Source organism: Leptolyngbya sp. Heron Island J, from assembly GCF_000482245.1.
Classification (GTDB): domain Bacteria; phylum Cyanobacteriota; class Cyanobacteriia; order Phormidesmidales; family Phormidesmidaceae; genus Leptothoe.
On sequence record NZ_AWNH01000112.1, the window covers coordinates 48,857 to 61,999 of the forward strand.

The 13,143-nt window shown below is 49.0% G+C and carries 12 protein-coding genes and 2 tRNA genes; 9 read left to right on the top strand and 5 right to left on the bottom strand.

The annotated features are described in order from the left end of the window. Positions 1-39: 39 nt before the first annotated feature. The 5 genes from N836_RS69085 to cynS all read left to right on the top strand — a co-directional run bounded on the left by N836_RS69085 (position 40) and on the right by cynS (position 4,992). Positions 40-825 carry a response regulator transcription factor gene (locus N836_RS69085; RefSeq protein WP_031294425.1) on the top strand — a complete coding sequence of 262 codons (786 nt, stop codon included), beginning with the start codon at positions 40-42 and terminating at the stop codon, positions 823-825. A 249-nt stretch (positions 826-1,074) separates the two neighbouring features. After that, positions 1,075-2,715: a CmpA/NrtA family ABC transporter substrate-binding protein gene (locus N836_RS69090; protein ID WP_023076419.1), complete on the top strand. Its 1,641-nt coding sequence runs from the start codon at positions 1,075-1,077 to the stop codon at positions 2,713-2,715. Between the two features lie 36 nt (positions 2,716-2,751). Then, the gene (ntrB, locus tag N836_RS69095) at positions 2,752-3,591 is read left to right on the top strand and encodes a nitrate ABC transporter permease (RefSeq protein ID WP_023076420.1); all 840 of its coding nucleotides are present in this window, start codon (positions 2,752-2,754) and stop codon (positions 3,589-3,591) included. Next, complete coding sequence (locus N836_RS69100) at positions 3,588-4,487, top strand: ABC transporter ATP-binding protein (protein WP_023076421.1); 900 nt, start codon at positions 3,588-3,590, stop codon at positions 4,485-4,487. Before ntrB ends, N836_RS69100 begins: the two co-directional genes overlap by 4 nt. A gap of 61 nt (positions 4,488-4,548) precedes the next feature. Beyond that, entirely contained in the window at positions 4,549-4,992 is a 444-nt protein-coding gene (gene cynS / locus N836_RS69105) for a cyanase (protein WP_023076422.1), read from the top strand. A 343-nt stretch (positions 4,993-5,335) separates the two neighbouring features. On the opposite strand, the gene N836_RS69110 is transcribed toward cynS, so the two are convergent. After that, the gene (locus tag N836_RS69110) at positions 5,336-6,058 is read right to left on the bottom strand and encodes a rhomboid family intramembrane serine protease (protein WP_023076423.1); all 723 of its coding nucleotides are present in this window, start codon (positions 6,056-6,058) and stop codon (positions 5,336-5,338) included. Positions 6,059-6,276: 218 nt separating this feature from the next. After that, the gene (locus tag N836_RS69115) at positions 6,277-6,687 is read right to left on the bottom strand and encodes a hypothetical protein (RefSeq protein WP_152532293.1); all 411 of its coding nucleotides are present in this window, start codon (positions 6,685-6,687) and stop codon (positions 6,277-6,279) included. 193 nt (positions 6,688-6,880) lie between these two features. On the opposite strand from N836_RS69115, the gene N836_RS69120 reads away from it, so the two are divergent. Further along, positions 6,881-7,564, top strand: a complete 684-nt coding sequence (locus tag N836_RS69120; RefSeq protein WP_023076425.1) for a methyltransferase family protein — start codon at positions 6,881-6,883, stop codon at positions 7,562-7,564. A gap of 13 nt (positions 7,565-7,577) precedes the next feature. On the opposite strand, the gene N836_RS69125 is transcribed toward N836_RS69120, so the two are convergent. Both N836_RS69125 and N836_RS69130 read right to left on the bottom strand, forming a co-directional pair. Further along, a tRNA-Val gene (locus N836_RS69125) sits at positions 7,578-7,650 on the bottom strand. Positions 7,651-7,702: 52 nt separating this feature from the next. After that, positions 7,703-7,775: transfer RNA gene (locus tag N836_RS69130), tRNA-Val, on the bottom strand. Between the two features lie 271 nt (positions 7,776-8,046). On the opposite strand from N836_RS69130, the gene mazG reads away from it, so the two are divergent. Together mazG and N836_RS69140 are read left to right on the top strand one after the other, a co-directional pair. After that, entirely contained in the window at positions 8,047-8,868 is an 822-nt protein-coding gene (gene mazG, locus N836_RS69135) for a nucleoside triphosphate pyrophosphohydrolase (protein ID WP_031294429.1), read from the top strand. Positions 8,869-9,024: 156 nt separating this feature from the next. Further along, positions 9,025-10,341, top strand: coding sequence for a glutamate-5-semialdehyde dehydrogenase (locus N836_RS69140; RefSeq protein WP_023076427.1), 1,317 nt, complete (start codon positions 9,025-9,027; stop codon positions 10,339-10,341). Between the two features lie 99 nt (positions 10,342-10,440). Here the strand turns inward: N836_RS69140 and N836_RS69145 are convergent, their stop codons facing one another. Continuing rightward, positions 10,441-10,923 carry a hypothetical protein gene (locus N836_RS69145; RefSeq protein WP_023076428.1) on the bottom strand — a complete coding sequence of 161 codons (483 nt, stop codon included), beginning with the start codon at positions 10,921-10,923 and terminating at the stop codon, positions 10,441-10,443. Positions 10,924-10,990: 67 nt separating this feature from the next. Between N836_RS69145 and N836_RS69150 the strand changes: the two genes are divergently transcribed. Next, entirely contained in the window at positions 10,991-13,138 is a 2,148-nt protein-coding gene (locus N836_RS69150; protein ID WP_023076429.1) for an NAD-binding protein, read from the top strand. The last annotated feature ends 5 nt before the right edge of the window (positions 13,139-13,143 follow it).

Below are 13,143 nucleotides of genomic sequence, written 5' to 3' on the forward strand. Positions count from 1 at the left end.
AGAGTATTGTCTTAATTTCCATCTTAGATGGTAGGGGCCATGGTGAAAACGATTCTGGTCATTGAAGATGAGGCCCAAACAAGAGAAATTTTTCTCCGCTGTTTGAAATTTGAAAAGTTCAAAGGTATTGGCGCAGAAAATGGGTCTACTGGCGTTAGATTAGCGACAAAACATCGTCCTGATCTGGTGGTTTGCGACATTATGATGCCAGACATGAATGGCTATGAGGTGTTGACCTCCCTCAGAAGAAACGATGTGACGGCTGCAATTCCATTGATCTTTTTGACAGCCAAGGTGACAATGGCAGACCTCCGACAGGGTATGACTTTGGGGGCCGATGACTATTTGACAAAACCCTGTACGGTAGAGACTTTTTTGGATGCGATCGCATCTCGACTAAAACGCCAGGACGAGCTTAAACGTGGGCTGCGGCAGACGTCTGCCCCGCTGCTTTCGACTCTACCCCCACAAAAAAGCATGCCTGTCAAAACAATTTTCCCCGACTGCCCTCGCCTAGCGGCGGTCTTTGAATTTATCGAAGCCCATTACCAACAGCCCATTAACCTGACTGACGTGGCCCAGGCTGTTGGATATTCTCCCGCCTATCTAACCAATCTATCCCAAAGCCATACAGGACGCACGGTAAAAGCGTGGATTATTGAACGGCGAATGGTTCAGGCCCGTCAATTGTTGACCAGCACGCCCGAATCCATCAAGCATATTGCCGAGTCCATCGGCTACACCGATGCTGGTTACTTTACTCGACAGTTTCGCAAACTACATGGTGTCACACCACAGGTTTGGCGGAGCCACCCCAATTCGTAACAATTGCAACAAAACAACGCTAAAAATACCTAACAGACTTAAAAAGTCCTAGTTTTTCAAAAAATAATCCAATGTAATCCATAGAAGGGATTGGTATAAATTTTACTATCAAACCCCTACAATCAGCTTAGTTCGTGTCCAAGGGTAGGGCTCTATTGTAAAGGACATTACAAGTTTTCGCTTGGATGCCGTTTAACTTACTTGGATAACCAATAGTCTCAGTCAACGCTAGTTAAGGTGAGTAATCCTATGGTTTTAACCTCCGCACACACTGATCAAAGGTGGAACAATCTAAATTGCGATCGCGGCAATCTCACCGATTTTCAGACGGCCTGCATCATCTGTGGTGGAGCTCACCTGACCCAGTCCCATTGGGAATTCTTACAAACCATGCCCCAGGACCCAGTGGAGATGGTGGATGACCTGATGAAGATGGGGCTGTATAAGGATCAACAGCTGCGAGCTGCCGATAATGTCAACGCCTACGAACTTCGCAAGACTCTGTTGCTCAAAGCAGCGGGCAAAGGTGATCCAAAGCGTGAAAAATTGGTACTGGCCCTGGCAAGACAAGCGGGCGGGATTGAAAATGCGTTTGCAGCGGCCTTTGGCCCCCAAGCCGGACTGTTCTTTACCGATGCCATTCGCAACAGCCAATTTACTCGTCGAGAGTTTCTTAAGAACTTAGCCATTGGTGCGGCACTAGTGACCCTCAGCAACTGTGGCCCTAATTCCCAGCAAGCGGCATTAGAAGAAGATGCCGCCGCTCCGGTGGATGTTTCTAACCTGGAGAAAACGGATCTCAAGATTGGTTTTATTCCCATTACCTGTGCTACGCCCATTATTATGTCCGAGCCCTTGGGCTTCTACTCCAAGTATGGGTTTAATGCCGAGGTTGTCAAAATGCCCAGTTGGGGTGCCGTACGAGACTCTGCCATTGCTGGAGAATTGGACGCCTATCATATGCTTGCGCCGATGCCAATTGCCATGACCCTGGGCCTAGGGTCTGCATCCTTTGGTGTCAAACTTGCTAGTATTGAAAATATTAATGGACAGGCCATTACAGTTGCCGAGCGCTATAAAGGGCAGGTCAACGGTCCAGCGGACTTTAAGGGCTTTACCATCGGCGTTCCGTTCCCCTATTCCATGCATAATCTGTTGCTGCGCTATTATCTAGCAACTGGGGGTATCGACCCCGATGTGGACGTTAAGATTCGCCCCGTACCGCCACCGGATAGCATTGCCCAGTTGATTGCTGGAGATATTGATGCTTACTTAATGCCCGATCCCTTTAATCAGCGTGCCGTCTTTGAAGGGGCTGGGTTTATCTTTAAGCTGACTAAAGACCTATGGCCAGGTCATCCCTGCTGCGCATTTGCCGCTAGCGATCAGTGGATTGATGCCAATCCTAATACCTTTAGAGCGCTGAATAAGTCCATCATTGAAGCCGCTGGCTATGCTAGTGACCCGGCGAATCGTCCTGAAATTGCTAAGGCAATCTCCGAGAGAGCATTTCTTAATCAGCCAGTTGAGGTGGTTGAGGCTGTGCTGACCGGTAACTTTGAGGATGGTCAGGGTAACACCCTGAGTGTGCCGGATCGAATTGACTTTGATCCATATCCTTGGCAGAGTTTTGCCAACTGGATTTCTTCGCAACTGGTGCGTTGGGATTTACAAGGAGATGGTAAAGCTACTCAGGTTATTACCAGCGAAACCTATAATCAGATCGGGAAAGATATTTTCTTAACTGATTTAGCTAGAGAGTTAGCTCAGGAGGTGGGGCTTAACCCACCGGAGGATATTTACCGCACTGAAACCCTTGAATTCGATACCTTTGACCCTGCTGATCCAGCAGCTTATGTCAAAGAGCAAATTGATAAAAATGGTGTTTAAGTTCAGCGGTCAGATCTTGAAGGAGGTGCAGATTACATGGCCTTAAGTAAGCCAGCTTTAAATAAAATTAATAGCGTTGACAGTAGGTCACCATGGCTTAATGAGAATGTCAAGGCGTTGGGCCTATTTGTTATTTCGCTCATTCTTTTCTTAGTGTTTTGGGAAGTTGGTGCCAACCTAGAGTTGTTTGCTAAAGGGATGCCCACCGCTTCTAAAACGCTGCAAGAGCTATGGTGGTGGACTACTCATCCCTTTTTTGATAATGGCCCCAACGATTTAGGCATTGGGTGGAATTTATTAATTAGTTTGCGACGTGTGGCAATTGGTTACATTTTAGCCTCTGCGATCGCAGTTCCCCTGGGCATTCTCATTGGGATTTCACCCATTGCCTATAAAGCCTTTAACCCTTATGTACAGCTCCTAAAACCAGTCTCGCCGCTAGCCTGGTTACCTTTAGGACTCTACATATTTCGAGATTCCGAAAAAACGGGCGTCTTTATCATTTTGATCTCCAGTATCTGGCCAACGCTGATTAATACAGCCTTTGGTGTTGCCAATGTAAGTCCAGAGTATCTAGATGTCTCCAAAACATTAGGAGCATCAAGGTTGCGGACCATCTTTAAGGTGATTATTCCAGCTGCTTTACCCAATATTGTCTCCGGTTTACGGATCAGTATGGGCATCGCCTGGCTGGTGATTGTGGCGGCTGAAATGCTTTTGGGGACTGGGTTAGGCTACTTTATCTGGAATGAATGGAATAATCTCTATATTCCGAATATTTTAGTTGCGATTTTCATCATCGGTCTGGTTGGGCTCATCTTAGACAGTATGTTTGGTGCCCTCGAAAAATTTGTTGCGTTTGGGCGTAAAGCATGAGCATTGCTTCCGTCAATTATTCCAATAATGGTGCCGTATCTCCTGAACCTGAATTTCCTTCGGCCCAGCTTTCCATTCGGAATGTTACCAAGGTGTTTGCAGGCAAACGGGATATCTTCAGTAGGTTGTCAGGTAAGACAAGCCGAGATTTTGTCGCCATTGAAGACATCAGTTTAGATATAGAACCGAATACATTTGTCTCTATCATTGGTCCTTCGGGCTGTGGTAAGTCGACATTGCTCAATATGGTGGCCGGGCTATCCCCCGTTACTGGGGGTGAAATATTGCTGAATGGTCACCCCATTCAAGGTCCTGGTCCCGATCGAGGCATGGTTTTTCAGAACTATGCTCTGATGCCCTGGATGACCGTTGAAGAGAATATTCGGTTTGCGGTTGAAACCGTTTTTCCCAAGCTGTCACCCAAGCAAATGACTCGTGCCATTAAAGAGCAGATTCAGTTAGTGGGGCTAGAAGGGGCTGAGAAAAAGCATCCCCATGAACTTTCAGGAGGTATGCGGCAAAGGGTCGGCATTGCTCGTGCTTTAGCGATTAATCCTCAGATTTTACTGATGGATGAGCCCTTTGGAGCCCTGGATGCTTTAACTCGTGGCTTCCTACAGAGCGAAGTTGAGCGCATTTGGGAACAACACCGGAAGACCGTCATCATGATCACCCACAGTATTGAGGAAGCCTTATTACTGTCGGATCGCATTGTGATGATGACTCGCGGGCCAGCTGCTCGCATTGACGAGATCCTCGAAGTCCCCTTCCCGCGACCTCGCGATCGAGAAACCATCGATCAGCATCCGGCCTACCACGATCTTAAGGCCGAAATGGAACACCATCTGTTCCGTGAAACCCGTGCTGTTGAAGAGTCTCGTATCCAGGTTAAATAAATTAGAGCTGCGTTAAGCGTTATTCCTGTTTAAGTTTTGCAATCAAGAGGTGATTTTTGCGATGGCCATTTCTGAAATCTCTGCCAAGTTTCTTGCAGCAAAGAAAGCCAAAGGGTTATCATTTGCCGATTTGGAAGCCAAGCTAGGCTATGACGAAGTCTGGATTGCATCAGTACTGTATCGTCAGGCTAGTGCTTCAGAAGAAGAAGCCACCAAAATTGTTGAAGCTCTGGGCATGGGAGCAGAATATGTTGAGTATCTGACTGAGTGTCCTGTAAAAGGTGGTTTAGACCCGCTTGTGCCCACCGACCCCCTGATTTATCGCTTCTACGAAATCATGCAGGTTTACGGTATGCCTGTAAAAGCTGTCGTCCATGAGAAATTTGGCGATGGTATCATGAGTGCGATTGACTTCTCCATTGATGTAGAAAAGGAAGAAGATCCCAAGGGCGATCGAGTCAAGGTGATCATGTGTGGCAAATTCTTACCTTACAAGAAATGGTAGGAGACACACTAGTACTCTGTGGCGTAAGTTTGCCCACTATCAAATGTGGTTGAGTGGATGGGGGGATTAAGTTGAGGCTTTACTGCTTACAACAACTCTGTAAGGATTTTCTCGTTATCTTTTGTCATTACTCTAGTGGGCATCTAATCTCTCTCTAGGGCTTACTTTCAAAAATTGCATCGGCGCTTCTACCTGGACTAGAAGCGTCATTTTTTTGTTTTTACTAATCCAGCAACAACCGATAAAAAATTAGTTAGGCCAACTTGGAAATCTTAAACTTTGCTACTTCAAGTATCCTCCTCATTTCTCCGGCTTCATTTCTCCGTCCTGCCCTATGCGTAAATCACAGTGGCTGAGTTTCTTCTTCGGACTGGTCAAATAATCCCAGGGCTGGGCCTAAGATAGCCCCAAATACGAAGCCTCCTGCATGGGCCCAGTAAGCAATGCCGCCATCCGCCATGCCGACATTCGTTGGTACGCTAAGGCTAGCTAATCCATAGGCCGCCTGCTGCATAAACCAGATGCCTAAATAAAATAAAGCTGGAACTCTTAAGGGTAAGAAAAAGAATCCCAAAGGTACAATTGTCAGGATGCGTACCGTGGGAAATTTGAAAATGTAGGCTCCCATCACACCTGCGATCGCACCACTGGCTCCCAGAGAAGGCACCTCAGAAAACATCCCAAAGTACCACTGCGCCAACGCCGCCAGCGCACCGCAAGTAAGGTACAAAATCAGAAACCGAATCCGCCCAAGCTGTTCCTCAACATTATTACCAAAAATCCACAGGTACAGCATGTTGCCCGCCAGGTGCAGGAAACCCGCGTGAATAAATTGACTCGTGAATAGAGTTAGCCATTCATGGATATCGAACGGGATTGTCTGGCTACCCAGAAAGCTTTCCGTCAGCTGCTCTGGCACCACGGCCCATGTACGAAAAAACACCGTCAGCGCCATGGGCGACGGTAGCGTCAGTTCATAGAGAAAAACTGAAATATTGAGAATGATTAGCCCGTAAGTAATATAGGGCGTAATCTGGACTGGATTTTCGTCACGAATAGGGACCACGCTGCACCAAGAAACTCGCTTGTTTACAAGATATCAGGAAGCTACGTATTAAAATCTAAGCGTTATAAGCAGGCCGCCATCGGTATATTGCTCGTCTAACCTAAGAAAGTTAGAGATTAGGTTCCTGCCGAGGATCAACAATACCTCCTCTAGGAGGAAGCCGTGCTTCTCCTTGAAACGGAAGCACGGCTTGCTTCCAACACAAATTCAATCAACAACTACAGGTTAGTCTCTTTCGCTGACGGCAGTTTTTCATCGGCCCAATTGAAACCCCGCACAACCCACTGCCCGACTGCAATAGCTGACAAACCTAGCGCTGTTAGTTTGAGTAACAAAATAATCAACCCACCAAATGTGTTGACCAAGGTCACCAGACCAATAGATAAAACCGCCAGGGCAGCTGCCAACAACAAGTGTACAGGCTGAGTGTTACGTAGAAGTTGCCAAATAGCCTGGGTTTTATCAGTCGCCACTGGCTGATATTGAGTCCACAGGGTCAGAGCCTGATCCATAGTTTGGGTAGCCAAATGATTAACCCTTTGTTCCAGGGCAATGCCCTTGGTCTCAGCAGCCTCAGTTGCAGAAACATTAAGGCTAGTCATACTAGATGTAGGTTTTGCTAAAGTCATAGGTAAGTACTCCTTAAATACGCTGTTGAGGATGAAGTGAGGGGCAAGAACCGCTGATAGCCGAGTCTCCGTGAGATAGTTAAGCCCTCAGCGCTCAGATTAATTGAGTACTAGTGTACTATAGCAACTAAGATAGGCAATAGTCACTTAATAAAATCGAATACGTTCAGCCTGTCCCCATGGAGATGCCCCTATGCTGATGCTTAAAGGCTTACTCGGCGTACTATCCCAGCTAGCATTGCTGACAGCCCTACTTTTAATTCCGGCTGGTACATGGCAGTGGCCGCGGGCGCTACAGTTTTTAGCAGGGTATGGCATTGTGTTGTTGATTGCCACAGTGTTACTGGCCATGTTTGCCCCCGCCAGCCTGGAAGCGCGCCTCGAACTGCCCGCTGCTAAAAGTCAGCCGGTGGCAGATCGGGTCGTGACAGCACTAATTGTTTTAATGGCCTTTGCCTGGTTTGTATTTATTCCGATTGATGTCTTTTATCTACAGCTCTTGCCCGTTCCTGAGCCGTTTATCTCAGGTTTAGGAGCCCTGATTGGCTTAGCCGGGTATGGGATTTTGATACTGGCGATATTTCAAAACGAGTTTGCAGTACCGATTGTCAGAGATCAGTCTGAGAGAGGACAAGTTTTGATCGACACTGGGCTTTATGGTCTCATCCGCCATCCGTTTTATTTAGGCTTTTTACTCTTTTTTGTTGGCATTGGGTTATGGCTTGAGAGCTATGCCAGCGTACTGATGCTGTCGATCTTGTTAGTGCTTTTGGCAGCACGCATTTTTATAGAAGAGAAAACACTAAGCAAATCACTGCCTGGCTACGCTGACTATGTAGCCAAGGTAAAATACCGTTTGCTTCCTTTTGTTTGGTAGTTGTTGAACTGTATGGACGGTACTGGGCTCGAACCAGTGACATCCTGCTTGTAAGGCAGGCGCTCTACCAACTGAGCTAACCGTCCAAGAAAGTCTGAAAATAACAGACCTAAAAATACTTACTTTGTACAGTAAGTATGGACGGTACTGGGCTCGAACCAGTGACATCCTGCTTGTAAGGCAGGCGCTCTACCAACTGAGCTAACCGTCCACGGACTGCGCGTTTGCACAGAAGTAAATACTAACAGATGACAGTAACTAAAAGCGACTTTTTTTCAAAGAAATTGTAATTGCGGTGACAGCGGTCAAAAGCAATCTTTACGATTGCTGATTTATGGGATGAGCCGATCTCTCGCCACTGCTATTTGAAAGTCCTTGACAGTCAAAGCTATCCCGAGGAGGAGCAATGCCCAATCTTTTTTTAACGAAGCTGTAATTCATTCGTATTATTGAATCCGAATATGCTTGCCACCTTGTCACCCATGACCCCAAATCTACAATCCAAAACTTTAGAAGCACTACAGCATTTGATTGACGTTGTGGCCCAGCTGCGTGATCCCGCAGGGGGCTGCCCCTGGGATCTGGCTCAGACGCCTGAGAGTCTAACTCCCTATGTGCTCGAAGAAGCCTATGAGGTAGTCGATGCCATTCAGCAGGGGGATCGTGAGCACATTGCTGAGGAACTCGGTGACCTGTTACTGCAGGTGGTGCTGCAGTCGCAGATTTTTAGTGAAACGGATACGTTTGACCTCGGCGATGTAGCCCAGGGAATTGCTGAAAAACTCATCCGGCGGCATCCCCATGTATTTGGCGATGATCAAGCAGCCACACCAGAGGAAGTTCATGTTAATTGGGAAGCCATTAAGGCGACAGAAAAGGGAGCCCAGGGCGATGTCACCCTCACCGCTAAGCTGGCTCGCTATGGTCGTACGTTGCCACCGATGACCGCTACTATGAAAATCTCTAAAAAAGCTGCCAAGGCTGGATTTGAGTGGGAAACGCTAGATGGTGTGTGGGAAAAAGTAGAGGAAGAGCTGGGGGAATTTCGCCATGCTCTAGACCATGAAAGTGCTGAAAATCAAGCCGCTGAGTTTGGTGATGTGTTGTTTAGTTTGATGCAGGTGGCCCGCTGGTGTGATATCGACCCAGTGGCGGCTTTGCAAGGGACTAATCGTCGCTTTGTGCAACGGTTTGGGCTATTGGAGCAGGCGGCGGAGAAACCCTTGGACGATCACAGTATTGAGGAGCTGGAGGCGCTTTGGCAGCGGGCAAAGCGAGTGATTGCGCGGGAGGAAAAGAGTTGAGAGGGCAGGGAGCGTGAAGAGACGTTGCAGGCAACGTCTGTACATTTCAAAGGTGTCTAATTAGTCTTAGGCCTTGGTGTACTTTTGGCTGCTAAGTGTGCTGGAGGCTTTATCCTAGATAAACTAGACCAGTAGAACACCCATTCCACGGAACCCATGTCTGTATCTTCGGTTGCTGCTGTTGAGAATTCTTTGGTTGCGATCGCAGCCAAAACTCGTCAAGCGGCCCGCACCCTTGCTAGCCTTTCAACCCAGCAAAAAAACGAGGCGATTGAGGCCATTGCTCAGGCGTTAGAAGCCGCTGCACCGGACATTACTGCGGCCAATGAAGCAGACCTCAAGGCCGCATTAGACGATAACCTGGCTAAACCCCTCTATGGCCGATTAAAGCTAGATGCGATCAAGCTCAAGGCCGCAATTCAAGGGGTGCGGGATGTGGCCAAGCTCCCGGACCCGGCTGGAGCCGTACAGATTCATCGGGAACTGGATGATGGGCTGGTATTAAAGCGCATTGCCTGTCCCCTGGGTGTCCTGGGTATCATCTTCGAGTCTCGCCCCGATGCGGTTATGCAGATTTCCACATTGGCTGTTAAATCGGGGAATGGGGTCATTCTGAAGGGTGGCAAGGAGGCGGTGCGTTCTTGTCAGGCCTTGGTGAAGGCAATTCGTCAGGGGCTGACCAATGCAGGGGTGGATGCCAATGCGGTGCAGCTGCTGACTACGCGGGAAGAAACCCGAGCCCTGCTGGAGTTAGATGGCTATGTGGATCTGATTATTCCACGCGGGTCAAATGCTTTTGTTCGGTTTGTGCAGGAAAATACTCGGATTCCAGTGTTGGGTCACGCTGACGGTATCTGTCATCTATATGTCGACGTGGCGGCTGATTTAGCCAAGACAGCCAAAATTGCAGTGGATGCCAAGGTGGGGTACCCATCAGCCTGCAATGCGATTGAAACCCTGCTGGTGCATAAAGAGATTGCTGCCCAGGCGCTGCCGGTATTAGCTAAAGCACTGCAGCAAGCAGGGGTAAAACTGCTGGGTGATGACGCTACCCGCCAGGTGCTAAAAGATGTGCAAGCGGCGACGGAGAGTGACTGGTCCACGGAATACAGCGATTTAATTTTGGCCATTCGAGTGGTCGATTCAGTGGATGCGGCGATTGACCACATTAATACCTATGGGTCACGGCATACGGATGCGATCGCAACTGAAGATCAGACCACCGCTGACCAGTTTATGGCCCAGGTAGATGCGGCTGGCGTCTATCACAACTGTTCCACCCGATTTGCCGACGGGTTCCGCTATGGCTTTGGGGCCGAGGTGGGCATTAGCACCCAAAAAATGCCGCCCCGTGGACCAGTTGGTCTAGAAGGGCTAGTGACTTACAAATATCAGGTCGTCGGCGATGGCCACATTGTCGCCACCTACTCGGGCGAAAATGCCAAAGCCTTTACCCATCGCGATCTGATATAGGGAAACAGCGTTCTCAAAGTCTCCCAAACTTGGGGGACTTTGAGGGCCTGCACATCTTCGTTTTTCCGTCTTTTGTTATCTATGGGCTAGATCTATGGGCTAGCCCACGGGTAGCTGCTCCAACAAGGCTGCCAATATCTCCTGAATCCGTTGGTGGGAATAGGCCACCTCTGGATGGGGCTCAGCTCCAGGTTTCTGAAAATAGGGCCGTTCGCCGTTCATCTGACCCCATTCCACGGCCACCTGACGGGCAAATTCGTACAGTACCTGAGGCTGCTGCACAATATCTGTCATTAGCGATCGCAAAGCCAGCAGTGGCTCATCAAGATATTTACCTACTCGTACATCTGTCTTGATCCACCGTTTAAGACAGGGCTGCAGCGCCCCGTTGGTATCATCCAAGTGGCGATCAATAAATCCATTAATTACTGCTAGCGCCCGCAGGGGCCGGGGCACCATCGCCTGGCTACCCTTGAGAAATGAGCCCCCTTCACGACCAATGGCCTCACTCAAACTAAACTTACGCCCCGCCCGAATGTCGCGTTGCAAGTCTGGCGGCAGAGGATTTTCAGATGATGGCATTGAGCAGCGCTAGGATATCTAAAGCTACTGTATCAGAACCCCGTTGATATCCCCTTGGTGGCTGATAATGGCGGATACATACATTGGACAATCTATGCCCGGTGATAACGGCGAACTGAATCCTAGAACCTATATCCCCGATTTGCCGTCTTCAGCCGGGGTGCATCAAGACCATTTTATTGTGTGCGGTCTGGGCAGCTTAGGTCAGCAGATTATTCTCAATTTAACGAAGTTTAGTTTTGATTCGTTTGAGGTGCAAATTGCTGGCATTGATCGACATCCGATCAATGAATGGGAGGTAGAAGACCTGCCCAGTATGCTCAATCAATCCCCCATCATTGGCGACTGTCGTCGTGACCATATTCTGCAACAGGCGGGTCTTGAGAAGTGTCGAGCGGTACTGATTGTTACCAGTGATGAAAGTATCAATGTGCAAACAGCGATCGCAGTACGGCGGCTAAACCCGAAGGTACACCTTGTCGTGCGGTCGTCTCGTCAAGGCTTAAATCAGTTACTCAGTCGGCAGCTGGGTCGATTTGTGGCCTTGGATGCCAACGAGCTACCTGCCATGACCTTTGCCCTGGCAGGTCTGGAGGATAATACCCTGAGTGTCTTCAATATCGGCACGTTTCAGTTTCGGGTGGTCGAACGACAGATTACTGCCAGAGATCCTCAATATTGCAATATGCCGGTGCATCGTCTGCACCGACAGCAGATGCGGCTGCTCAATCTCAAACCCTTTAGCAACCCTCATCAGCCCATCGGCTGGGCCACCACGGCCTCATCTATGTTTCACCGCTGGCAGCCCCATGTGCGGGTGCAGGCTGGGGATACGGTGGCCTACGTGGAGGTGCAAACCCTCACCCCCAGTCAGATTGAGCATCTACCTAAACGCTCCGATCCCTGGTATAAACTCCGTCAGGGAATTCGGGATGTGCTGGATGGTGAATGGCGGCGGCGGCTGTGGACCTTTTGGCGCAGTGCTGATCAGCAGTCGTTACGGCGCATGATTGCGATCGCGTTTTCTACCGGCTTTGTGCTTTGGATTACCGGCACCATTCTGCTGTATCTAAATATCCCTACCATCAGCTTTACTAAAGCGATTGTGCTAGGGGCCATTCTTATCCTTGGCGGCTATGGTGATGTTTTTGGTGGTTTTGAAGACAGTGGTGCCCAAGGCTGGGTGCTAATTGCCTGTTTGATTATTGCGATTACCAGTCTGCTGATGGTGATTGGTGTCCTGGGTCTGCTGGCGGACCAGCTCCTCAGCTCACGATTTGAATTTTTGCAGCGGCGGCCCAAAGTACCTAAAAAAGACCATGTCATCGTGGTGGGTCTGGGGCGAGTGGGCAAACGCGTTACCCGGATTTTGCACGACCTGCGGCAGCCACTAGTGGCCATTACCCATCATTTAGACAGTCCGGCCCTGCGTAACCAAATTCCCCTGTTAGAAGGCCCGATGTTGCAGCAGCTACAAGAGGCCAATCTCTCCACGGCGCGTAGTGTCATTGCCGTCACCGACGATCCAGTGCTCAACTTAGAGGTGGCGCTGCTGGCCGCAGAAGCATTGGCCAGTGAAAATCGTCCGTTTACCCCAGTAATTCGTACACTGAGTCAACTCTTTAGTGACAATATCAAATCCTTTTTGCCCCAGGCCCGTTCGTTTTCAGTCTATGCTCTATCCGCAGAAGCCTTTGCCGGGGCTGCCTTTGGCGAAAATATTTTAGGGCTCTTTCGACTCAATCATCAGACGATTCTGATTACGGAATACACCATTGAATATGGCGACACCTTAAACAATAAACCCCTGGCAGAAATTGCCTATGGCTATGGTGTGGTTCCCATTCTGTTGCGTCAGTCTCAGCCTAACCGCCAATATCAAGACTATCCCATGCCGTCGGATGACCTGCGGGTTCATCTCAGGGACAAACTGTATGTCCTTTCGTCGATCAATGGATTGCGCCGTATTGAACGAGGAGAAATGACCTCGCCACGTCAGTGGCTGTTGGAGGTCGATCCTCCCCTCAATCCCAATATGCTTGCGGAAGCCTGTACACTCTTAGCCAAGCTATCCAATGTAGAACTAAAACGCTGCCACCAGCTGATGGCAACCCTGCCCAACACCTTGCAACTGGCCCTCTATGACTACCAAGCTTATCGCCTGATGCAAGAGCTACAACGCTGTGTGCCGATCCGTCTATCGCCCCTCCGTTAGGACTC